This is a genomic window from Methylophaga thiooxydans DMS010 (assembly GCF_000156355.1).
Classification (GTDB): domain Bacteria; phylum Pseudomonadota; class Gammaproteobacteria; order Nitrosococcales; family Methylophagaceae; genus Methylophaga; species Methylophaga thiooxydans.
In genome coordinates this window covers 36,467-57,777 of record NZ_GG657883.1, presented here as the reverse complement: position 1 = coordinate 57,777, position 21,311 = coordinate 36,467, and the positions used below count along the sequence as shown (strand labels likewise).

Annotated in this window: 19 protein-coding genes; 3 read left to right on the top strand and 16 right to left on the bottom strand. The window is 45.1% G+C overall.

The features are described from left to right. Positions 1–143: 143 nt before the first annotated feature. Together MDMS009_RS00500 and MDMS009_RS00495 are read right to left on the bottom strand one after the other, a co-directional pair. The gene (locus MDMS009_RS00500; protein ID WP_008289998.1) at positions 144–764 is read right to left on the bottom strand and encodes a 2OG-Fe(II) oxygenase; all 621 of its coding nucleotides are present in this window, start codon (positions 762–764) and stop codon (positions 144–146) included. A gap of 36 nt (positions 765–800) precedes the next feature. Further along, the gene (locus MDMS009_RS00495) at positions 801–1,367 is read right to left on the bottom strand and encodes a gamma-glutamylcyclotransferase family protein (RefSeq protein WP_008289923.1); all 567 of its coding nucleotides are present in this window, start codon (positions 1,365–1,367) and stop codon (positions 801–803) included. A 148-nt stretch (positions 1,368–1,515) separates the two neighbouring features. Between MDMS009_RS00495 and MDMS009_RS00490 the strand changes: the two genes are divergently transcribed. Then, the gene (locus MDMS009_RS00490) at positions 1,516–3,426 is read left to right on the top strand and encodes a cytochrome c/FTR1 family iron permease (protein ID WP_154646933.1); all 1,911 of its coding nucleotides are present in this window, start codon (positions 1,516–1,518) and stop codon (positions 3,424–3,426) included. Between the two features lie 54 nt (positions 3,427–3,480). Here MDMS009_RS00490 and MDMS009_RS00485 read toward each other — a convergent pair whose 3' ends face one another. Together MDMS009_RS00485 and MDMS009_RS00480 are read right to left on the bottom strand one after the other, a co-directional pair. After that, positions 3,481–5,604 carry a molybdopterin-containing oxidoreductase family protein gene (locus MDMS009_RS00485; RefSeq protein ID WP_008290107.1) on the bottom strand — a complete coding sequence of 708 codons (2,124 nt, stop codon included), beginning with the start codon at positions 5,602–5,604 and terminating at the stop codon, positions 3,481–3,483. 108 nt (positions 5,605–5,712) lie between these two features. Continuing rightward, the gene (locus MDMS009_RS00480; protein ID WP_008289929.1) at positions 5,713–6,888 is read right to left on the bottom strand and encodes a trans-sulfuration enzyme family protein; all 1,176 of its coding nucleotides are present in this window, start codon (positions 6,886–6,888) and stop codon (positions 5,713–5,715) included. A gap of 382 nt (positions 6,889–7,270) precedes the next feature. Here MDMS009_RS00480 and MDMS009_RS00475 point away from each other — a divergent pair, with 382 nt between their 5' ends. Then, positions 7,271–7,612: a cupin domain-containing protein gene (locus MDMS009_RS00475; protein WP_008289969.1), complete on the top strand. Its 342-nt coding sequence runs from the start codon at positions 7,271–7,273 to the stop codon at positions 7,610–7,612. A 60-nt stretch (positions 7,613–7,672) separates the two neighbouring features. On the opposite strand, the gene narL is transcribed toward MDMS009_RS00475, so the two are convergent. Beyond that, on the bottom strand, positions 7,673–8,311 hold the full coding sequence (gene narL / locus MDMS009_RS00470) for a two-component system response regulator NarL (RefSeq protein WP_008289879.1): 639 nt from the start codon (positions 8,309–8,311) through the stop codon (positions 7,673–7,675). Positions 8,312–8,334: 23 nt separating this feature from the next. After that, the gene (locus tag MDMS009_RS00465) at positions 8,335–10,155 is read right to left on the bottom strand and encodes a histidine kinase (RefSeq protein ID WP_043887676.1); all 1,821 of its coding nucleotides are present in this window, start codon (positions 10,153–10,155) and stop codon (positions 8,335–8,337) included. Positions 10,156–10,203: 48 nt separating this feature from the next. Here MDMS009_RS00465 and MDMS009_RS00460 point away from each other — a divergent pair, with 48 nt between their 5' ends. Then, positions 10,204–11,604: a PAS domain-containing protein gene (locus tag MDMS009_RS00460; RefSeq protein WP_008290004.1), complete on the top strand. Its 1,401-nt coding sequence runs from the start codon at positions 10,204–10,206 to the stop codon at positions 11,602–11,604. Positions 11,605–11,645: 41 nt separating this feature from the next. On the opposite strand, the gene MDMS009_RS16570 is transcribed toward MDMS009_RS00460, so the two are convergent. The 10 genes from MDMS009_RS16570 to folE2 all read right to left on the bottom strand — a co-directional run bounded on the left by MDMS009_RS16570 (position 11,646) and on the right by folE2 (position 20,771). Continuing rightward, a complete protein-coding gene (locus tag MDMS009_RS16570) occupies positions 11,646–11,774 on the bottom strand; it encodes a hypothetical protein (protein WP_008289854.1) in 129 nt (42 codons plus the stop codon). 37 nt (positions 11,775–11,811) lie between these two features. Further along, positions 11,812–12,858, bottom strand: a complete 1,047-nt coding sequence (locus tag MDMS009_RS00455) for a heme-dependent oxidative N-demethylase family protein (protein ID WP_008289864.1) — start codon at positions 12,856–12,858, stop codon at positions 11,812–11,814. Positions 12,859–12,869: 11 nt separating this feature from the next. Next, the gene (locus MDMS009_RS00450) at positions 12,870–13,823 is read right to left on the bottom strand and encodes a PDR/VanB family oxidoreductase (protein ID WP_008290084.1); all 954 of its coding nucleotides are present in this window, start codon (positions 13,821–13,823) and stop codon (positions 12,870–12,872) included. Further along, positions 13,820–14,422, bottom strand: a complete 603-nt coding sequence (locus tag MDMS009_RS00445; protein ID WP_043887675.1) for a dimethylamine monooxygenase subunit DmmA family protein — start codon at positions 14,420–14,422, stop codon at positions 13,820–13,822. Before MDMS009_RS00445 ends, MDMS009_RS00450 begins: the two co-directional genes overlap by 4 nt. Before the next feature lie 61 nt (positions 14,423–14,483). Further along, complete coding sequence (locus tag MDMS009_RS00440) at positions 14,484–15,635, bottom strand: aminomethyltransferase family protein (protein ID WP_008290090.1); 1,152 nt, start codon at positions 15,633–15,635, stop codon at positions 14,484–14,486. Positions 15,636–15,894: 259 nt separating this feature from the next. Then, entirely contained in the window at positions 15,895–16,371 is a 477-nt protein-coding gene (gene ribH / locus MDMS009_RS00435; RefSeq protein ID WP_008290088.1) for a 6,7-dimethyl-8-ribityllumazine synthase, read from the bottom strand. 93 nt (positions 16,372–16,464) lie between these two features. Beyond that, a complete protein-coding gene (locus MDMS009_RS00430) occupies positions 16,465–18,171 on the bottom strand; it encodes an APC family permease (RefSeq protein ID WP_237700438.1) in 1,707 nt (568 codons plus the stop codon). 101 nt (positions 18,172–18,272) lie between these two features. Next, complete coding sequence (sugE, locus tag MDMS009_RS00425; protein ID WP_455429477.1) at positions 18,273–18,590, bottom strand: quaternary ammonium compound efflux SMR transporter SugE; 318 nt, start codon at positions 18,588–18,590, stop codon at positions 18,273–18,275. Between the two features lie 221 nt (positions 18,591–18,811). Beyond that, positions 18,812–19,972: a bifunctional 3,4-dihydroxy-2-butanone-4-phosphate synthase/GTP cyclohydrolase II gene (ribBA, locus tag MDMS009_RS00420; protein ID WP_008290102.1), complete on the bottom strand. Its 1,161-nt coding sequence runs from the start codon at positions 19,970–19,972 to the stop codon at positions 18,812–18,814. A gap of 10 nt (positions 19,973–19,982) precedes the next feature. After that, positions 19,983–20,771: a GTP cyclohydrolase FolE2 gene (folE2, locus tag MDMS009_RS00415; protein ID WP_008289979.1), complete on the bottom strand. Its 789-nt coding sequence runs from the start codon at positions 20,769–20,771 to the stop codon at positions 19,983–19,985. Between the last annotated feature and the right edge of the window lie 540 nt (positions 20,772–21,311).

Sequence of the window (21,311 nt, the reverse complement as noted above, 5' to 3'; positions counted from 1 at the left end):
AATCACAGGACTATGACAGTCGGTTAAAAATAAGACTGAACGAAAAGGTTATATCGACGTTGATACAACGATTGCATTTGTGACCGGCTTTCTCTACCGGTGTTCCACCAAACATGAAATCTGGCAGGGTGTAGACACATAATTTATTTAAACAAGGATTTCAGCTTTGCACTTAGTCCGTGAAAGAAACGATGTTTATTGCCAGCCGCTTCGCTGGTCAAAAAGTTGATCTGAATTGATTGCCTTTTCCCTTCGAAACTGGGGTAGCCGTGCCAACAATTATCCGTCACTTTAAAGGCTAATAAACTGCCCGGGCCAGGGGCGATTTCTTCGACGTAATCTTCCATATCATCGGCACTGCGTAAAATCCGGAGCTTACCTGTTTCAGCCTGCCAGTCATCATTGAGATACAGCAAAATGGTCGCGACTTTTGTTTTAGAGTCGGTGTGAATACGGCCATCTTTTTTACGTGAATACCCGCGTAGCGTAACCATCATCGGTAAATCCATTACCGCAACATCAAACTTATCACAGATAATTTGACGAAACTGAGGCGTATCCAGAGAATCGATTAGTTGTTTAAATGCTGGCCCGGTTGCCACATCATCGACATTGTAGCTACCGCCGTCATCGATCGAAGGAAAATCTCGGATAACGTCGCTGACATACTCAGGATCAATAGCCTGCGCTACCGAAAAATAGGGGTATGGATCTGTCTTCAGTGGTGATGCGGTTAACGCATCCAGTTTCAGCACGTTTTGCATAATTTTGTAACAAAAAATTGATAGCCTGTAAGGTTATCATGTCCCATCTCGGTCAGAAAGCGCTTTATCGCCCAAGTCATGGATTGCCATTTCTCGTTCAGCACGTTCTGTATCGCTATCAACTTCAGCCTCAACAGCATTAATCTGCTCTATGTATTCAACGGGTAAGTGATGTTCTTTAGCCCCGATCAGAACATGCTGTTTGTACCAGTCGAACGGTCTGAGCTCAGTATCAATGTCGGTGGCAACGTAGGTATATGCTTGCAAGACACGATCGTGTTTATCAACCACGCAAACCTGCTTGATTGCATAGCCATGCCCCACTCCTTCTATGTCGTCCAGATGCCATTTATCGCGCATAGCGATGTTATAAATGATGCCTTCAACCCAATCTGACGACGCACCGGTATACCACGCGTCACATTTTGCCGAACCGTCAACGTGGCTACGTTTGTGAAACCGCAATTGATGCTTGTAGAGTTGTACTCGGCAATATTTTTGCGCAGAAGGCACACGTTGAAATAGACGGGAAAACGCCATATTAGAACCGTAGGCAAAATACAGACAGCGCTGAAGTTTATTCGTGTCGGGCTGATTGCTCATGATTGATGCACCTCTGTTTCAGCAGTATAGTAGCTTGCTTACATATATTGACTCATTGAGGTGACTAACGTTTATAATGATAGTGATTCTCATTAACAGTTAATTTGCGACAAAGTCAGCAATTTAGCGACATTTGGAGCCACCCATCGTGTTTAAACTCGGCGTATTTTTTAAGTCTGGTCTCGTTGCCAGTCTCATGACCTTATCATTTCTTATCAGCTTCTCTGCACACGCTAACGAAGCACAAAGTGATACGCGTCAACTGATGCAGATTGCAGAATACATAAATGTAGACTATCGCGAAGCCATCAAAAATGGCGAAATCATTAGTCAGGGTGAATACGACGAAATGCTCGAATTTTCTGCGCTTGCCGTAGAAAAAACTCAAAACCTGGATGGTGGCAACGCTGCAGTTGAAGCCGCCTTAAAACTACAAACGGCTATTAAAAACAAGCAAGAACCCGCTGATATTGAACCAATCACCGTTGAACTGCGTCATCTGTTAATGGACATTGCACCAGCGGTTACCTTAAAAAAATCGCTATTACCCGCGACGCAAACTCATGCTTTGTTTCAACAAAACTGTATCGCTTGCCATGGGGCTAAGGGGCAAGGTGACGGCCCACTCGCTGCCTCGTTGGAACCGACTCCGACGGACTTCACTGATAAAGCCCGCGCGCACAGTCGTTCGTTAGTCGGTTTATACGACGCCATTACCAATGGTATTGATGGCACCGCAATGGCTGCCTTTTCTCAGCTCAATGATCAGCAACGCTGGTCTCTCGCTTTTTACGCAGGCAGTCTTGCATTTACTGAGAGTGAACAAGTCTCACAAACCCCGACAGGCATGACCATGCAGGACTTTGTCAGTCATAGCCCAACGACCCTGAACAAGCAATTTCCCGCCATTAATCTGGCATCGATTGAACAACTACGTGCCAACCCTTCGCCATTATTCGCCGCGGCAGATCCCTTAGCAATGGCCAAACAACAGCTTGAAGCTTCGCATAAAGCGTATCTTGCTGATGAATTCAAACAAGCCCAAGCGTTGGCCGTTAGTGCTTATTTAGATGGCTTTGAACTGGCTGAAAATGCGTTAGATGCGTATGACACTCAACTAAGAAAAGATATCGAAGCATCTATGATGCAATTCCGCCAGTTAACAAGTCAGGCTAATCAAGAAACAGCACTTGCCGAGACGTTAGAGCAAGCCGATGCACAGCTGACACAGGCACAAAATATGCTCTCAGCCGATACCTTGTCAGAGTCAACGTTATTCACGGCAAGTTTTATCATTTTATTGCGCGAAGGCTTGGAAGCCCTGTTAGTCGTGTTGGCTTTGGTTACAGTGTTAGTAAAAACTGAACGTCGGGATGCCGTTAAATTCGTTCACACTGGGTGGATATTAGCGATTGCCGCTGGTTTTGGTACATGGTGGGTCGCACAACATCTTGTCAGCATCAGTGGCGCCAGTCGCGAAATTATGGAGGGTGTTGCGGCTCTGTTGGCAGCCGTTGTACTTTTTTACGTGGGTTTTTGGATGCATAGCAAAACCAATGCTAGTAATTGGCAAGCCTATATCCGCGACAATATTCACCGCCATCTGAGCACTGGCACGCTATGGGGTATCGCTGCTCTGGCTTTCATTGCTGTCTATCGTGAAGTGTTTGAAACCGTGCTGTTTTACCAAGCATTGCTAACCCAATCATTACCCTCTCAGTTTATGTCGGTCGGGACTGGCTTTATTGCAGGTATTGTCGTGCTCGCGATAATTGCCTATTTAATGGTCAAATTTTCATTACGCCTGCCGATTAGAAAATTCTTTTTGTTCACAAGCTATTTAATGTTAGCGCTGTCATTTGTATTAATTGGTAAGGCTGTAGCCGCGCTGCAAGAAGCGGCTCTGGTCTCCATGTCGCCAATGCCAATCAATCTCGACATCGCATGGCTGGGAGTTCATCCAACATGGGAAGGAGTTCTTGCGCAACTGCTCGTCGTGTTGGTGTCATTGATATTACTGTTAGGGTTGCCCTCTTTCAGCCAAAACAAAACAGCATAAGAAACAAAAAAGCCCGCTTTAAAGCGGGCTTTTTTTATCCAACCTAACCCAGTGTTAACTGGCAAGCTCAACCTGCACTAAGTTATCCGTGAACGTGGGAGCGTGCCCCATATCAACAAACTCGGCAGAACTCACACAGTTGACAGTACCTTTGTTAAGTTGGCGCCAATAGCCAAGCGTGGCGACAACAATCCCGCTACTAACATCATCCGTAATCTGAGCCTTGCCCTCGAATCCACCGCGGTCATTAAAGACACGCACAGAATCACCGTTTTGGATATTTCGCAAATCAGCATCCGTGGCACTGATCAGCACAAATTGCTCACCCTGCTTTTTAATTTTGTCATCAATATTGGCGTAACAAGAATTCAAAAAGCCGTGACTTTTGGGCGATATGATATTGAGTGGGTACTTTTCAGCCAACACAGGATTGGTTTCGGGCGTTTCTCGCGATGCCACATAATCCGGCAGGCTATCTAATGCCTCACCAGGTTGGAAACCTTCGTACATTTGGCGGAATGGTGGCGCCACAAAGTTGGTTGCCCCTTCCACCTCGAAGTGACACTTGCCCGTTGGTGTTGGAAAGTTACCTTGCTTATGCGGCGCTCTGTCGTCTTTGGTGCCGACTTTCAGTCTGGCAAAGCCATGTTCTCGCAATGAGTTCAAATCAATACCATCACAAGCGGGAGAGTCCCAGTCAACATAATGTTCTAAACACTCACTGTCTGACCATTTGAAATTCTCTTCTTCGTAGCCCATTTTCGCTGCGAGGCGACGAAAAATTTCATTGTTAGGTATGGCTTCGCCGGGTGATTCGACACATTTCGCATTATAGGTCAGATATAAGTGTCCCCATGACAGCACCATATCTTCCAGTTCAGCCCCCATTGACGCTGGCAAAACGATATCAGCATACGATGCCGTATCAGACAGGAAATGCTCAGCCGACACCAGAAATAAATCATCACGCATCAAGCCTTCAACAATCTTATCCGTTTCGGCCGCTTGGGTAACCGGGTTCGCATTCCAGCACATCATGGATTTGATCGGCACATCCAATTCCATTTCACCGTTAAGAGCGCGACCAATTTGAATCGCATTAATAACCGGCGTGCCTTCTGGAATAAGATCAGGGCGCGAAATCACATCAAACTTGTAAGGGTGCTCCCACACCGGAAATTGCAACGCGCCACCGCCAACATGACGCCAAGCACCGGTTAAAGCCGGTAAGCAGGTAATGGCACGAATCGCTTGTCCACCACCATAGTTGCGTTCTAATGCGACCCCCAGACGAATAGCAGCGGGCTGTGTCGTCGCAAACTCACGTGCCAATTGACGAATATCATCTGCCGCGACACCGGTAATTTCTGCAGCCCACTCCGCCGTGCGTGATTTTGCTCGCTCAGCTAAAGCCTCATAGCCGTGCGTGTAGTTATCAATGTAGTCCTGATCCTGCAAACCTTCTTCAATAATGGTGTGCATCATTGCCATCGCCAGAGCACCGTCCGTTCCCGGTTTCGGTGCGATATGCCAATCCGCTTCTTTGGCAGTGCGCGATTTGTAGGGATCAATCACGACCACTTTCGCACCTTTTTTCTGAGCATCTTTAACGATATGCCAATGATGTATATTCGTGCTAACCGAGTTACAGCCCCAGATAATGATGTATTTGGAATGAGTAAAACTTTCAGGATCAACGCCTGCTGTTGGGCCAACGGTTAATAACCATGCTGTACATGAGCCTTCACCACAAAATGTGCGTTCACAGACTGTAGCGCCCATCTTATTAAAAAACGCATCACCGCCATTCAGGCCATGTACCAAGCCTTGATTACCTAAATAGCTGTAAGGAATGATTGCTCGTGGACCATGCTCATCAATAATGGCTTTCCAGCGCGTGGTAATTTCATCTAGCGCCTCATCCCAGCTTATCTGTTCGAATTGACCCGAACCTTTAGGCCCGGTTCGGCGCATTGGGTGCAGTAGTCTATCTGGGTGATAGTGACGCTTTTCATAGTCTTTGAGTTTGACGCAGAGACCGCCTCGCGTCATCGGATGTTCAGAGTTGCCTTTTACTGAGGTGAGTTTACCGTTCTCAACCTCATACACCATCGAACAAGTATCGGGACAGTCGTGGGGACAACCGCCATGGTGCGTGGTTTTTAATACACTGGCCATAATGCCTCTCTCCTATTACATTCTGATTTTTATCGTTTTATTATTATTCTCACCGACTATACACCAGATTGGAACGGGAATTTTGCCCGTGTTTTTATTCTTTTTCATTTAGCGAATAGCGATGAATGCCTGCTCAAAATCATTTATCAAATCAGTTGCTGTCTCGAGGCCAACGGATAGTCGAATCATCGCGCCGCTGATGCCGGCATCACGCAAAATATCTTCAGACATACCATGATGTGAGGTTGTCACCGGTTGTGTTGCCAGACTTTCGGCACCACCTAAGCTTGGCGCTAAAGCGATAAGCTTGAGCGAGTCCACACATTGTCGTGCAGCTTTGTCACCGCCTCTCACATCGAAACTCAACATACCGCCATAGCCCTGCATTTGCTGGTTAGCGATGGCATGACCTGCATGCGAAACGAGTCCAGGGTAATAAACGGTCTCGACCGCAGGATGTTGTTCAAGAAATTGAGCAATGATCAAAGCATTCTGGTTATGCCTTTCAACTCGGAGTGGTAGCGTCATCAAGCTACGCTTTAATTTATGTGCAATTTCAGCAGAAATTGTTTGCCCCAGACTTTTACGCCAGCCATTAATGATCGTCATATTGTGTCGGCTGCCACTCAATACACCAGCAGTCAGATCACTGTGGCCACCAAGGTATTTAGTCGCACTTTGCATGCAAAAATCGGCTCCCAAAGATAAAGGTTGCTGATTAATGGGGGTTGCAAAAGTGTTATCGACTGCCACTAATGCATCATATTGATGTGCCAATTCAGCCACCTGTTTGATATCAATAACCGCCAACGTCGGATTGGCTGGCGTTTCAAACAAAACCAGTGATGCCCCCTGCTGCAAGCTATTTTCCAGACCCGCCTTATCATCTGCTTTTAAAAAGGTGGTATTGATATTCAATTGCTTGCAGTAAAGCGAAAGCAACTCAATGGTGCCGCCATAGATTTCACCTAAACAAACAATGCCTTTTTGGCCAAACGCCAAACATAACGATGAAATCGCAGCCATACCGGAGGCAAATGCCAGCGCCGCTTCTGCTTGGTCTAATTGAGCAAGCCGTTGCTCTAAGGACGTCACAGTCGGATTCATACCATAGCGGGTATATAACGCACCTTGCTTTCTACCTTCCACCACATCCAATAAAGCTTTTGTGTCCTCAAAACAAAATGTTGTCGTGTCATACAAAGGCGTGAAAGGTGAGCCATGGGCATCGTGTGTGTTCCCAGCATGGATTGCTGTGGTCATATAGCGTGTAAAATCACTCATTCTGCACTCCTCTATATATTAGTCTGTTGGCTGAGTGGTAACTTAACTAATCACCAAACCAGGTCAGCCAGGCCATGAACGATAATCTTTACCTACGGTGAGAGTAGGATTTGTTGTTCACAAAGTCCATGACTCAATATTGTCAGCTCTTTCGTGTGGGCATGTTTGCTACTCAAAAAACAGGTAATAACAACGACACGAATCACTTATTGCTAAACACGGTTTTCTGAAACCTTGCTGTTTTTAGCTATCAAGCGTCAAAAACAGTCTTTATTTTGATGTTAACTACTACTTTAAGAGTAAGCCTTCCTAATGATTGTTGGTCTGTTGAAATGGCGCTTTAATGGCGATCGTCTAATCGACAAAACTTAGGAGATTAAAAATGAAATACATTCCACAGGCTATTGCAGCTGAACAACCATCAATGGGTGTCGACGGCGTTAATGCAACGTTGGGGGATACAGTCATCTCTGATAGCAAAGATAAAACACTGTGTGCAGGTTTTTTTCACCTCCACAAAAGTGACAAACCGCTTGTCTATACATATGACTATGAAGAAATGAAAGTCATTGTTGATGGTGAGTTTGTTATTTCTGATGAGTCAGGCCAAAAAGTCACAGCCAAAGTCGGTGACGTTTTCTATTTTGGTGATGGTGAAACGATTACCTTTGAAACACCAAACAAAGGCGTAGGATTTTTTGTTGGACAGCGCAAACCGCTATAACTGACAAAAAGGCTCATGAAAAAGGCCGCTAGTGAGTCCCCCTCACTAGCGGCCTTTTTTTTATTTCTGCTGGTGTTTCCAAACCGCTGCTTCAAGGCGACTAGTCAAATTCAGCTTTCTGAGAATATTCTTAATATGCACTTTCACCGTGGTATCACTAATACCCAGTTTACGTGCGATATTTTTGTTATTCATCCCCTCAGCGAGACAATCCAGTATTTCATTTTCTCTATCCGTTAGCCCAGCATCAGCCTGATTGACTTTAGTGTCTGGCTCTGACAATGCTTTTTTCAACACCTGAGTCAAACTATCCTGCAGAACGGTCACCCCCACTGAAGCCTTCATCAGATTGGCTCGCAAATCTTCCGGTTCCATATCTTTCAAAAGATAACCATCGGCACCAATCTTTAATGCTTCCATCAAATCATCTTCTGAATCGGACACTGTCAATATGACATAGCGTGTTAGCAAATCCGTCTGTTTAAATCGTCGTAAGGTTTCCAGGCCATCCATGCCTCTCATGTTAAGATCCAGTAACACCAAATCTGGTTGAGTTTGTTCAGCTAACTCCAAACCTTCCTGTCCGGACGCTGCCTCACCAACCACTTCAAAATTGGGATCATCTGAAATAATTTGACTGACACCTTTTCTGAACAAGGGATGGTCGTCGATTATCATTACTCTGATTATGTTTTGCATTTTTTTATCTCAATGTCTTATCGTTATTGTGCCATTTTAGGCATAAATGAAAGTCGAACACGAGTACCACCAAAGCGTCTCGCCATTACCTCGACATTGCCTCCCAACGTCTGTGCACGCTCTTTCATAATCGCTTGACCATGATGGTCATAAGTATCAGATGCTGGGTGAAATCCGACCCCGTCATCATCAATAGTCAGCTCTACTTCGCCGTTTTTCTGAAGCAGCATTAATATCGTCACATTGTCTGCGCCTGAGTGTCTGACTATGTTCGATAACGCTTCACGAACAACATGAAGAATGTGAAATTCTTCATTCACTGTCAGTCTACAGTTCACTAAACGATTATCGAAACTAATAACCAATTGCGATCGCTGTGAAAATTCATCAATCGTTGCCTGAATTGCATATCCCAATCCACGTAAGTCCATGTGAACCCGGAATGTTGTTAATAATTCACGCAACTCCCGGTATGCATTATCCAGCCCCTCACGTAGCTCCTTTACGACGTCATCTTGCTGCGCGCCCGATTTAGCTTGCAGTCGCGCAACCTGTATTTTCATAAAAGACAGCGATTGCGCTAGAGAGTCGTGCAGCTCTCTGGCGATGGCGGCACGCTCTTCCAATACCGCCAGCCGGCGGCCCTCTTCATCATGACTCTGAAACTTCGTCACCATAGATAATAGTCTGGTCGTGATTTCGAGTACTTTAACTTCAGAGTCTTCCAGAAACCGACCTTCATCCATTTCCACCAGCAACACACCAACCCCATTACTGATGCCAGAAAAGGTCATTCCCATACAACTCACTTTTTCACCCTCAGGATTTGTATAGTCATAAGTGATGCTACCGGTCTGGAGTAACTCCTTAAAGATTTTTTCTGTGAGGTTGTGGGGCTTTTGATGAGAAAAGATAATTCGCTCACTGGAGATAACCGCAGCGTCATCGGTATAGATAAGTGCTGTATTACTAAAACCGAGTGAGCGTTCAAGCGAATACAGCATTTTCAACATAGTTCGTTCACTAAGAACGTCTTCACTGACACTCTCGATGAAACGCAATATAAAATCCTGTGCACGGATTAAAACACGCGTATGTTCACTGGTTCGATGAGCCCACGTGACCTCTGATTCGTAACTTTGCACTTTGGCAGACAACTGTGAAGCACATTGTTCCAGCACAGCAAATTCATCCGTCGCGTGTCGGGGTTCTGCGTCATGAGGTTTGAGCGCTATGAACCGTAGAAGATTATCAAGCCTCTCGACTAAAACCCGTCTAGCGCCGAGCGATAAGGCGACGATACAGCTAAAAACAAAAATCAGACTGATTGCTTGTAACAACCCAATAATTGACTGCTTTGTCTCACTATCCCGATGCAAAGCCAGCGTTAACTCATCATAAGATTTCGCAACTCTGTCTGCGATACGTAACTGCCCCGCCGCACGCAGATTCAAAGTGGCAATATCTGCAAAGTTTTGTTGTTCACGCTCGACTTGTCGCACCGCCGCCACAACATCTGGGCTATCTTGCCTGAGCATCCACAAAACATCTGGATCGGATGTATCTAATGCCTGTTGCTGCATCGCTTTCAGCGTTTCACCGGCCTTATCACCATTATCTGAATCTAGGTTAGCAATCTGGCGGTGCCAATAAACCTTTTGAATTGCAATCTTCTCTAGGGCTGCCTGGCTTGAAGGGATATAATCTAGTAAAAAGATTGTGCCTGCCTGCATTAACAAAACGGTCAGTGAGATGCATAACAACAACAGCATCAGCTTGGCATAGAGTGTTCGCCGACTAAAGCTATTCAAAAAAGCCGTATATCGTTTATATATGACTTTCATTGCTGACAGCACACCTTGTTTACACACCGATTACCGAAGGTTGTCGTCATGAGTTTAATTTTATTCTGTCTCGTCATGTTGAGTGTATTGTTTGCACTTGTTTTTGGCTTTTGGTGGGACAGCTCAGCCCCTTTCAAAGTCCATATTTCTATTCTTGCTTCTGCATTAGCTCTTTTTCTGTCTGCCATTTTAATCATCAATATCTATCCAAGAATCCAGCGTCGCGCATTAGCTTCTGAAAAGCATAAAAAACTCGATAATGCGGCTTGGGGACAAGACATTTCCACTAAATTATCAACGCCAGCTGCTGTTATAGAAGGATACAACATAAAATTCGCTAATAACGCCTTTCTCAATGAGTTAGGGCTGAAAGGGATGCGTGAGTACATCACAGATATGCCACTGACTAACCTGGTTCACCCTGGCAGCCATCAGGCGCTTAATAAAATTATTACTCAAAAAAGTGAGCATGAAAGCAGCGAAACGACCTTACTCAGAATGCTTTATGTTGATGGTACAACTATTCCGGTTCACGTGTCTTTCTCCCCCCTAGGTCAAGATGACCAGGCAAATCAATTTTTATTACAATTCTCCACCACCTCGACCAGTGAACAGGCCAAGAGCTCTTCCTCACAAGAACTGACCTATCACATGTTGATTGACCGAATTGAACAAATTATTTTTCAAATCAATGTGGATCAGGAAATCATTTTTCTCAACCCATCATGGGAAAGAATTCTCGACTACAGCAGTAGTGAAAGCCTCGATAAATCATTATTTTCTTTCATTCACCCTGAAGACCAACCCTTGGCTGAAGCGCGACTAAAGGCGCTTACCGAGGGGAAACGCCAACAATCTCAGTTTGAGTTACGTTTAATTGCAAAAAACGGTCACTCGCATTGGTTTGAAATGCGCGCCTCAACGACATCTAAACTAAAAGGCGAGCGCACAAGTGTCATGGGTACGCTTGCTGACATTAGCCGTATGAAGTCAGCGACCGCAGGCCGTAAAGCCAATGCCCGCAGCGCCACTAATATGATTATGCCCAATATTCCTTGTATGCTTTACCGCTGCAAAAATGACCGAAACTGGACCTTCGACTTCGCCAGTGAAGGCTGCCTAGAAGTCACCGAGTATCAAGTCTATGAGGTGACTAACTCCGCACAATTTAACTACATGCAACTCATATACCCTGATGATCAACAACGGGTTTGGGAGCATGTTCAAGAACAAATCCATAAACAACAGAGCTTTGATCTTGTTTACCGCATCATGACCCGCAGTAATCGCATTAAATGGGTATTACAAAAAGGTAAAGGTGTTTTCTCAGGTAGTGGGGAGTTACTGGGTCTGGAAGGTATCATCATTGATTTAACTAGCCAGGATCACACTGAACTAAAAGATGGCATAGCCCTGATGTGTCACGAACAAAAGGACAGAGCGGAATAAACCGCCCTATCCTTCGTTATATCTTTCGACTTGATAAGTGTTTATTGATAAAAGGGGATAATTGCCACCTTTTCCCATAACGATACGAGCTCTTGCCACGCTGCAATGACTGGTAAAAAAACAATCATCAGCATTGTTTTACCTACTATTTTCTCTTGATTTTGCATCATCGCTTACCCCCACCTTCACACAAATTTGCTAGCTTACTTACTCGGGATGAGTCCCTAAGCCAAGGTCCGCACCATCGTCCAATGGTGCCAAGAAATCAATAACGGTCTGACGGTAGTTGTCCAAGCCTTTGTATTCAGACAGATCCGGATGTAATTGTTTAAGTACGCGATGCAAGCGTTTGCCCCATCGCGGATAAGTAATCAACTCATTCAGACTGATAAGATAGCCGCGTACACTAAATGCAATCGCATTGCTTCTCGGTAGGCGGAATAAGGCCTGTAACTCGACCCGCAAGTAAACCTTATCACCGACATTTTCAGGCGTGACAGAGGCGTTATCAGGTCCCCAGAATGGATAATTTTCTGGTGACGTGTCCAGACGTGGATTTATCGTCATGGTCCAGTTAAGTCGGCGTACCGGGCTGCCATACTGCAAATGCAACAGATATTTCAATGCGCGATCAAAAATACCAATTTCATTCGCTTGTGGTACCGGACCATGCCATTCTTTAAATGACATGCCTGCATCAAAAGCCATTGACCAATCCGCTTGGCTTGTCACCATGCCCATATCGGCAAATAGATCGTCATCACGCTGGTCAAGAATGATCCAGTCACCTTGCACTTGGCGGGAGATATATTCAAAGGGTTGCATTGGTAAGGTGGCTTCATCACCGAACACAAACGTTTGATCAATACCGAGTGGTTTATTCACCCAGTGCCAGTTGTCACCATCTTTTTGTAATTGAAAATGTTCGGGATAATCCTTTGACAAGGAATCCATCATTAATTCAACCATGTCCCATTGTGCATCCATCATATGAGGCAACGCAGTGTAACGATCCGGATCTTCATCCAGCACTATACGGCGATCTTCACATTCAGCTATGTAGTGCTCATCCACATCAATGCCGTGCTCAAACACGGAACCGGCAGCGCCCGTTCCTTCACCGTGCATTTCAATATTGACGCTATACATGTATTCATCTTCCGCAAAAGGAAAAGGAAAACGACGAATAGCTTCAGCGGAGTTCGTGTAGGTGTAATCGTCACGAAATGTTTCTTGTTTAAATTGCGTATTCATTATTTAAATCCTCAAAAATCAAGCACTAAACGGCTACACTTAGCACGCGAGACGCAAGGCATAATGCTGTTGCCTGAGGCTTTTTCAGCATCGGATAAGTAGTGATCGTTGTGCATAATCACCCCATCACATTCGAGTACTTGCTGTTCACATCGACCACAGGCACCACCACGACATAAAAATGGCGCATCAATACCGGCCTCTTCCATTGCTTCCAGCATGCTCATGTCACCTGGCACAACGAGTTCAACACCGGACTGCTTGAGCTGCACTTTGAATTCATCGCCGATAGGCGGCGCAGTAAACTCTTCGCTATGGACATGATTCTCAGGCCAACCCAATTCTCTAGCATTAATATGCAAGGCTTTTACCATTGGGTCTGGGCCACAAATATAGACATGGGTACCTAATGGTTGATGACTAAGTAAGTCAGGTATATCGAGTCTGCCGCCTTCACTTTCGACATAGAAATGCACGCGGTTTCCACACATTGCTTCTAACTGTTCACGAAATGCTGCATTTTCTGGTGAACGATAGGCATAGTGGAGTTCATAGTCATAGCCAAGTCGATTCAAATCTGCAATTTGGGACATAAATGGCGTGATACCGATACCGCCAGCTATCAAAATATGGCGGCGACCCATTTTAGAAATCGCAAATAAATTGACCGGATAGGTAATTTGCAAGCGAGAACCAGGTTTTACCTGTTCATGCATGAAAACCGATCCGCCACGTGAATTTTCTTGTTTACGAACCGAGATATGATAACTGTCTGTGTTAGCAGTTGAGCCCATCAGAGAGTAAGGGTTACGGTGAATACGACCATTGATATTCATCGATACCACCACATGACTGCCACCAGAAAAGTGTGGCAATGGCTCACCATTTTCTTGAACCAATGTGAAATGCTTAACAACGTCCGTCACTTGCTCCACATCAGCGACTTTCACATTTAAAATACTCATGGGTAGATCTCCTCTTTTGCCGGAATGTTGCCAGGCTCTTCGGCATCGACCATCACACCCATATAGGCGCCAAGACGACGTGAGAAATGATCCCGAACAAACAAGTGGCGACGACAGCCATCACACTCGTGAATACTGAAGTGCACATCTTTACTAATGGTTTTACAGTGAACGCAATACACTGAGCGAGCTAAGGTGCCGCAGAGTTCTTTAGCAACATTGTTGTCTTGAACGCCATACTCCTTCAGTACTTCCAGGACAGCCCAAATAAACTCTTCACTGCCAGCAACATAAAACTGCGTTCCCATAAGACAGTCAGGTAGTTGCTCCTTGAGTGCTGCTAACGCCGCTTGCTCAGACTCACAAATTTGTAAGCCCTCTGGAACCAGCGTTTGAATAATGTCAGCGTATTTCTTTGACGCCGACTTATCATCGGCAAACAACAACTTGATTGGCTCACGAGGGCACATTTGCTGAAATAATTTCAATACAGCTAAGCCACCGTCACCCTGTGCAACAACGACATGACCGGTAGCGAATTGACGCCAGACCAGCGAGTCATACAGGGGCTTACTTCTAATCCAATATCCTCTTTCCATGTTTGTTTCCTCATCTTGAAGTCCGAGCGACTTCCCTGTCGCTACAAGGACAAGGTTTATGCTATTGGTCTGGATGAGTGCGCAAGCGCATCGGGTCATAAAAAGGTGTTTTCACGACCTGGGCTTTCACCGGCGTAGCACCTGTTACGACAACTTGATTTCCCAGTTGAGAGAACTCAGGTTTGATATGCACCATGGCAATAGATTTCATTAAATATTGGCTAAAGATGGCACTGGTGACTTCACCAATTTCTTTACCGTCTTTAATGATTTTGGCGCCAATTTCAACAGCCTCACTGCTTTGACAAACCAAGCCTGCTTGCTTAAAGCGTTCGCGGCCTTTTAAGTTGGTCAACGCCTGTTTACCGATATAGTCACCTTTTTTATTAAGGTCGATACACCAGCCCATATTGACTTCCCACGGCGTGGTGTCGCCTTCCGGCATGTCATAAGGGAAAAACAATAGCGCAGCTTCAACACGGGTTAAGTCGAGCGAGTCCCATGACGCTGGAATAGCACCATAGCGGTGACCTTTTTCCAGAATACTGTCCCACAAATGAACCGCATCGTTTGCACTGCAATACACTTCGTAGCCGCGTTCACCGGAATAACCACCACGTGAAATCACCACTTCGCAACCAAACAAGGTGGTTTCGACATGCTTAAAGTAAGGAAGCGTTTTCAGGTCTACATCGACGACAGGATCGAGAATATCGACTGACTTAGGCCCCTGCAAAGACAGGATATGTACATCATAATCTTGCGCAATTTGGACGTCATGACCTTCAGCCAGACGGGCTAAGGTATCTTGCGTTGCACCACTACCATGGGATAAACGATAGGTATCTTTGGCATCACAGATAACCATGATGTCATCAACAAGGGCACCGGCTTCGTTGACTTCAGCTGCCAGTCGGGATGTTCCGGGCTCAAGTTCAGTGACATCAATGGCCACTAGCTGATCTAAAACTTTTAACGCCGATGGGCCAGTCACATTGACAATATTCAACGCGGATACATCATAAAGGCCCGCACGTGTTCTGACGGCAACCACTTCGTCATTGACATCAGTATGGTAACTCCATGGAATAGGCATACCATTCCAAGTGTCACCATCCAACTTAGAGCCAAGCTCTTTATGGCGGATATTAAGTACCGAGTTGCGTGTCACAGCAGACTCAGGTTCGCTGATAGTTTGGGTTGAATTACTCATGGCTCTCTCCGGTAATAATAAAAAAGTAACCTCAGGAAAGAACATATCTAAATCAGAAACACTCCGAAATTCCTATGATGGAGTACTCCCTTTTGAGTAATTCAGGGGGGATTTTGAGAAAGTGTTGGGATTAAATAAGCGTTTGATAAGCTAGAGAAAATAGCCATTTTGGGGCAGTTTTTATCAATAATGAAGATTTGCTTTCAGAAAGCAGGAGCAATAGTTATCACTATTGCTCCTAATACAGCATGAACTCGCGCTAATTCCGGCCAAGGCTTTTTAGTGCCTGAATCATTTCCATAACGACTTGAGCTGCCTCAGTACCTTTGATAGTCATTCTGGCTATCGCCTGCTCTTCATTTTCAGTCGTCAAAATTGCATTGGCAATGGGTATACCTGTCTCAATCTGAATATCTGAAATACAACGCGCAGACTCATTAGCAACAATCTCAAAATGATACGTATCACCACGAATAATACAGCCGAGGGCAATCAGACCATCAAAGGATCCCGTCAATGCCATTTCATGCAGCATTAATGGGCTTTCCAGCGCGCCGGGCACAGTCATCACAGTAATATCTTTTTCGTCTACCTGACTTAATAGCAATTGCGACTTACAAGCACTGAGTAACGCATTACCAATTTCCTGATTAAAGCGAGACTGGACAATACCAATTTTCAAACCTTTGCCATCAATATCATCGCGAGTGACGGCCTTTTCTAGATCTGTTGCCATTAAAATTCCTCTTTCTTTATTTCAATTTCTTTATTCATATCCTGAACACGATAAAGATCGTTCAGAACACCATGTGGTTCTATTTCAATACGTTTAACTGATGGCGTAACGAATCACAGCTATCGTCATCACACCCGCAACCAAAACAATGTAGGGTAACGCTCCTGCTCGCTTTTCTGCTTTCGCCTCGCCACCAAGCTTCATATCATCCAACATCGCTTTGGGAAACTTGCCTTTATCGACAACATAATGACGCCAACAAAATATCGGAATAATTAAGGCGGCAACAATGAAGCCACTTATTAACGTACCAGCGCCCCATATATTCGCACCCAAAGCCATCAGAGCCAAGTTTACAAATGCCAATACTCCACCTATTGCCATCAAAATATTCGGTGCACGATAGGGTCTGTCCCATTGCGGTCTATCAATTCTGTGAATCCAACCGGCATTGAGGTTAAGAAAGTTGAAGATGATATAGCTGACATTTGACGCTGCCAACAAAAACACATAATCAGACAAACTCAGCAATAATAAGTTAACCACTAAATTCGTCCACATGGCTCGGGTGGGTGCCCCATTATCATTTACATGGGATAAATACTTCGGTAGTAAGCCATCGACAGCACCTTGATATAAGGTCCTGGATGACCCTGACATCGCCGTCATGATGGGTAACAATAATGCCAGTACTAACATCACCACAAAGAAGTTCATCAATATGGCACTGCCGCCTAAGATTCCGGACAAGGCCTTAGCGACGCCCATACCACTGTAGATTTCGCTTGCTAACATACCGTCATAAACAGCAGGTGAGACAACACTGCCAGACGAATCTAAGGTTTCCATCTGAACTAAATCACCTAAACCCAGGTGCCCTTGAAAAGCGAGTGGAATCAGTGTGAACGCTATCAAGCACAATAAACCGGAAAACAATATTGCCTTAAACGTATCTGTCCGCGGATTTTTAAATTCGCGGGTATAACAAACAGCTGTTTCGAAAGCATACGTAGACCATGCCGCAATAAATAACCCACCGGCCAACAGTATCCAGCCATTTAAATCCCACTCACCATCAATCACATAGCCACTATCATCAAACGCTAATGGCTTGAGGGGAAAGAAATGCTCTGAAGGCATATCGCCTGTCAGAATAGGAATTAAAGCAAGTAACAGGAGTGGAATGAGACTCGATAAACCAAGGATCATGGTGGCTTTTGCTGAGCGCAAAATACCACCATTTTGAATGGCAAAGACAATAATCATCAGTGTTGCACCAACGATAAAAGTCGCATTCACCCTGAGTGTCAGATCGGCTTTCAAAAAACTAAGATCCAACAACGTTATTTGCCAGGTATTAATGACGGCATCAGCGGGAAACAGCGTCGTCAGAATGTAGCCCGCCGCTAATCCCGAGCCGATAGCTAACACCGGCGCCCATGCAATCCAGTTACACCAAATCGATAATGGCGGAATGAGCTTACTGTAATTTATCCAAGCCACGGCACCATATACAGATGTGCCTCCTGACTTATGGGGAAATAAACCCGCAATTTCCGCGTAGGTAAATGCTTGAATAAAACCGAAACTGATGGAAATTATCCATACAATCCAGGCAGGTTTACCAACGGTTGCGGTAATCGCTCCCATTGAGAACAGGACTAAGGCCGCAACACCACTCGCAACCCAGAATGCACCAGTCCAATCAATACTGCGATGGAGTGAAAAGTGACCATCCACCGGGCTAAACCGGCTTTTCGCATCGGTGCTGCTATAGTGACTATCTGCTTTATTCACCACACCGCATACTCATCCATTACGAATTTGCATGTATGGCAAAAAAGATTATTGGTAGTTAACCTGTCTGATACGGCCATGTAAGCTCCCGATATAAACCACGCTCAGCTTGAGAGTTTTAAGCCAATAATGCCAGATATAATCAATGCAACACTAACTAATCTGGCTGCACCTGCTGGTTCAGAAAGATATACGATACCAAAGATTACGGTTCCAACCGCGCCGATACCTACCCAAACGCCATAGGCCGTGCCAATAGGAAGAGACCGCATAGCCAGCCCCAGCAACCAAAAACTTAGTAGTAGAGTAAAAACAGTGAGTAGACTAGGCCATAATCGTGTCAGCCCTTCAGACTGCTTGAGTCCAACAGCCCAGACAACTTCGAGTAGTCCCGCTATCAACAGTATTAACCACGCCATCATTTTCTCCTTTGATGGGGTCGTCCCCGGTGATTCTCGAGCGGTGAGGTCGTCCTCACTTCGTTAATTTTTTACACGTTTGCAGCATGTAATAATTTAAAACCCAGTACGGATAAACTTATCTTTATCACGCCAAGCACAAGGCTGACTTCAGTTATGTTGACTCTTGATTAAGCCAGTATTTCCTGCCTTTTATTTCAGCTTAGCTGAACTAAAGCGCACGTTTAAGCTGATGCTGATCCGACGAGGTTACGTTGTTTTGACTCATCTGGTAACACATATTCATCGACCGATAAATTAAACCCGCCCATAGAAGGTAATTTTCTGGGCCAGGTCATCAGTCGCATCCGACTTACCCCAAGCTCCTTGAGGATTTGTGCACCAATGCCATAATGCCTGAGTTGTGACTCTTGTTCGTAGTGATACTCACCTGACACTTGTGCATTCCAGTCCTGCTCGTCTCCTCGCAGTAACACGAGCACTCCCTCGCCTTGCTCCTGAATAAACCGCATAGCTTCCGCGACACTCCAGGTATGACCATGTCGGTTATTATCAAGTAGATCAAAGTTATTGATGGGCGCATGAACCCTAACAAAGGTCGCGTTTTCTGCTGTCGGTGTTCCACAAACCAACGCAATATGGCTCTGTTCAGTGGTCAAGTCACGAAAACTGAGCATCTCAAAGCTGCCGTATAAGGTGCTGATGTGTCGTTTGTCAGTGAAAGTGACTAATTGCTCGTTACGGTGGCGGTACGCTATCAAATCAGCAATTGTACCCACTTTTAAATCATGTTTCTCAGCGAAGGTAAGGAGGTCCGGCAAACGTGCCATCGTGCCGTCATCATTCATGATTTCACATATCACGGCGGCAGGCTCATGCCCTGCCAACTGTCCCAGGTCACAACCTGCTTCGGTATGACCGGCACGGGTCAACACCCCACCTTTTTGTGCTTTTAAAGGGAAAATATGACCGGGTCTGACGATATCTGAAGATTGGGCATTTTTGGCGACGGCTGCTTGCACAGTACGTGCACGATCTGCTGCCGATATCCCGGTTGTGACTCCTTCAGCAGCCTCAATAGATACGGTAAAGTTAGTCCCCAAAGATGCACCGTTTTTACTCACCATCATCGGTAAATCGAGTTGTCGACAGCGTTGTTCAGTTAAGGTCAGGCAAATCAACCCTCTGGCATGCATCGACATAAAATTAATATCAGCAGCCGTGACTTTATCTGCCGCCATGATCAGATCACCTTCGTTTTCACGGTCTTCGTCGTCCATTAAGACCACCATTTTTCCTTGGCGGATGTCTTCAATGATCTCTTCTATCGGCGATATCTGAGACGGTGCTGTTCGGGGTGAAAATGGGATTGCAGGACTATTCATAGTCGTCTCCTTACATACGATCGATCATGGCGTAGGCTGAATGATTATGTATCGATTCAAAGTTTTCACATTCCACACGAAACCCGTCTATTGCTTCGCTTTTATCCAATGTTCCTGCGATATCTCTGACAAGATCCTCAACAAATTTAGGGTTGTCATAAGCATATTCGGTCACGTATTTTTCATCAGGACGTTTCAGTAAGCCGTACAACTCGCTAGAGGCCTGCTTTTCAACCATAGCAATGAGCTGATCGAGCGTTAAGGTTTCATCCACTTCTACCTCGACGGTAACCAGAGAGCGTTGGTTATGGGCACCATATTCCGAAATTTTCTTTGAGCAAGGACATAAACTGGTCACAGGTATTTCAGCTTTCACCGTCAGCGTAAATTGCTCACCCATTTCAGCTTTTAAGGTCACGCCGTAATCCATCATGCTGGCAACACCAGACACCGGTGCCGTTTTTGATAGAAAAAAGGGAAAACGCATTTCGACATATCCGCTGTCCGCTTCTAGAACAGTCAGCATGGTCTGCATAAACGTTTTCATCGTGATGACGGAAAAAACTTGTCCCGGTTTTTCGAGTAATTCGACGAAGCGAGACATATGGGTGCCTTTCACATGGTGAGGCAAACGCACATACATATTGAAGCTGGCTACGACTCGGATTGGACCCGCATTATCGCTTTCGAAGAAGACTGGATAACGTAATGACTTTATACCAACGTGATCGATGGCTAGCTGGCGTTTATCAGGGGTGTTCTGAACATCTTCCAGCGTAGTGTTAAGTGGCAAATTCATAACGTTTATCCTTATTTTGTAGACGTATCAGCCTCGCGCATCATAGCTATGAAAAAAGGAAGGTGAACTAACCGCTGCCTTAATCGGCACCTGTATTCGTATCCAAGCTGCGGCAGTTCGCCTTCAACGTCCCAACGAGAGAACGGGTTACTAGTCATAACCATAAGGAAGCTAAACCATTTCACTCAACAAACCAATGTTAGGTAAACAATATTTCATATCGTGAAACTTAGTTACATTTACGCATGACCGATTTTGAATGTCAAGGGGTGTGTAAACTTTTTTTCACCATATGAATCTCTGGTTAACTTATGCCTTTTCCTTAGTCTTAAAATGAACTGTTTTTATCAAAAAAAAAGGGATGAACGAACCGCATTAATCAATACCTGTGACATGAATCATGTCTGGTATCTGCGACCGTTCATCCCCAAGATCCAACGAGAGAATCAAATTTGAGGATAACCATGAAGAAGCAATCTAAAATAGTAAATGCAGCTTCAATGTCATTATCCAATTTCGTTCACTGTGCAACAATTCCAA

What these genes read in the sequence shown, in the direction of transcription:
- sugE (WP_455429477.1), bottom strand. Translation starts at nt 18,590, where the DNA reads ATGATGGCGTGGTTAATACTGTTGATAGCGGGACTACTCGAAGTTGTC.
- MDMS009_RS00460 (WP_008290004.1), top strand. Translation starts at nt 10,204, where the DNA reads ATGAGTTTAATTTTATTCTGTCTCGTCATGTTGAGTGTATTGTTTGCA.
- ribH (WP_008290088.1), bottom strand. Translation starts at nt 16,371, where the DNA reads ATGGCAACAGATCTAGAAAAGGCCGTCACTCGCGATGATATTGATGGC.
- folE2 (WP_008289979.1), bottom strand. Translation starts at nt 20,771, where the DNA reads ATGAATTTGCCACTTAACACTACGCTGGAAGATGTTCAGAACACCCCT.
- ribBA (WP_008290102.1), bottom strand. Translation starts at nt 19,972, where the DNA reads ATGAATAGTCCTGCAATCCCATTTTCACCCCGAACAGCACCGTCTCAG.
- MDMS009_RS00475 (WP_008289969.1), top strand. Translation starts at nt 7,271, where the DNA reads ATGAAATACATTCCACAGGCTATTGCAGCTGAACAACCATCAATGGGT.
- MDMS009_RS00495 (WP_008289923.1), bottom strand. Translation starts at nt 1,367, where the DNA reads ATGAGCAATCAGCCCGACACGAATAAACTTCAGCGCTGTCTGTATTTT.
- narL (WP_008289879.1), bottom strand. Translation starts at nt 8,311, where the DNA reads ATGCAAAACATAATCAGAGTAATGATAATCGACGACCATCCCTTGTTC.
- MDMS009_RS00445 (WP_043887675.1), bottom strand. Translation starts at nt 14,422, where the DNA reads ATGGAAAGAGGATATTGGATTAGAAGTAAGCCCCTGTATGACTCGCTG.
- MDMS009_RS00480 (WP_008289929.1), bottom strand. Translation starts at nt 6,888, where the DNA reads ATGAGTGATTTTACACGCTATATGACCACAGCAATCCATGCTGGGAAC.
- MDMS009_RS00485 (WP_008290107.1), bottom strand. Translation starts at nt 5,604, where the DNA reads ATGGCCAGTGTATTAAAAACCACGCACCATGGCGGTTGTCCCCACGAC.
- MDMS009_RS16570 (WP_008289854.1), bottom strand. Translation starts at nt 11,774, where the DNA reads ATGATGCAAAATCAAGAGAAAATAGTAGGTAAAACAATGCTGATGATT.
- MDMS009_RS00500 (WP_008289998.1), bottom strand. Translation starts at nt 764, where the DNA reads ATGCAAAACGTGCTGAAACTGGATGCGTTAACCGCATCACCACTGAAG.
- MDMS009_RS00455 (WP_008289864.1), bottom strand. Translation starts at nt 12,858, where the DNA reads ATGAATACGCAATTTAAACAAGAAACATTTCGTGACGATTACACCTAC.
- MDMS009_RS00465 (WP_043887676.1), bottom strand. Translation starts at nt 10,155, where the DNA reads ATGAAAGTCATATATAAACGATATACGGCTTTTTTGAATAGCTTTAGT.
- MDMS009_RS00440 (WP_008290090.1), bottom strand. Translation starts at nt 15,635, where the DNA reads ATGAGTAATTCAACCCAAACTATCAGCGAACCTGAGTCTGCTGTGACA.
- MDMS009_RS00450 (WP_008290084.1), bottom strand. Translation starts at nt 13,823, where the DNA reads ATGAGTATTTTAAATGTGAAAGTCGCTGATGTGGAGCAAGTGACGGAC.